At 65.5% G+C, this 1,217-nt stretch carries 1 protein-coding gene; it reads right to left on the minus strand.

Annotation, left to right across the window (positions count from 1 at the left end; genetic code table 11):
• Positions 1–44 precede the first annotated feature (44 nt).
• Positions 45–1,217 (minus strand): efflux RND transporter periplasmic adaptor subunit (locus EOD07_RS34985; protein ID WP_127238400.1); only part of this gene is annotated, 1,173 nt, incomplete at its 5' end.

Here is a 1,217-nt window from a genome sequence, read left to right on the forward strand (position 1 = left end):
CATCAGAAGGGTGGCGACAGGCTTGCGTATGCAGAATTCGGAGATCATTGGCTCGCCCCGCCGGCCTTGTCGGCCTCCGCGACCTTGGGCGATGCCTGATCGCCGGATCCGGCCGCGGCTTTGCCTTCATGCACCGCCGCGCCGTTCTTCAACCGTGTCTGGCCTTCGACGACGACCTTCTCGCCGCTCTTGAGACCATCGCTGATGGCGCTGTTCTGGCCCACTGTCAGCGCCACCTGCACCGGCCGCATCTCTACGGTGTTGTCCGGCTTGACCACATAAACGAACGGTCCCTTCTGGCTGGGCTGCACCGCGACCGTCGGAACCGAGGTCATCTGCGGCATCGTGCCGGCCTCGAGCACCACGTTCACATATTGCCCGGGCCACAGCGAAAGATCCGGATTCGGTATGCTCGCCCGCGTCGCGATGGTGCCGGAGGCCGTGTCGACGCTGGAATCGACGAAATCGAGCGTGCCCTTGCCGATCGCCGTGGGATCGCCGTCCTTGGTCAGCGTCACGTCGCCTTGCGTCGGATTCGCCAGTTCCTTGTGCAGCAGAGCAAGATTGCTCTCGGGCAGCGTGAAGTTCACCTGCAGCGGGTCCATCTGCGTGATGGTGACCAGCGGCGTCGAGCTGCCTGAGTTGCCGTTGCTGGTGGTGACCAGATCGCCGACCGAGACGTTGACGGCGCCAAGCCGGCCCGAGATCGGCGCCGAGATGGTCGCGTAGCTCAACTGCACGGTGTCGGCATCGATGGTCGCCTTGTCGGCGTCGATGGTGGCGGCCGCGGCCTTCTGCGCCGCCAGCGCCTGATCGTAGGTCTGCTGCGTGCCGGCCTGCTTGGCGACGAGGTCCTTGGCGCGCTGCAGGTCGGCCTGGGCGCTCACCAGCATCGCCTGGTCCTTGGCGAGTTGCGCCTGGTCCTTGGCGAGCTGCGCCTTCAGCGCGCGGTCATCGAGCGAAATGAGCAGATCGCCGGCCTTGACCATCTGCCCGTCCTTGACCGCGATCGACACGATCTGGCTGGAAACACGGGCATTGATGTTCACCACCTCCGGGGAAGAGACGAAGCCGATGGCATAGCGGCGGATCGGGAAATCGGCGGTCGTCGCGGTGGCGGAGACGATCGAGGCCGAACGCGGACCGCCGCCTTTCGCATTGTCGCCTTTCGCATTGTCCGGAGCGCCGGCCGCTTTATCGCCGCTCGCCGTCTTGTC

The sequence above is a fragment of the Mesorhizobium sp. M2C.T.Ca.TU.002.02.1.1 genome, from assembly GCF_003997225.1.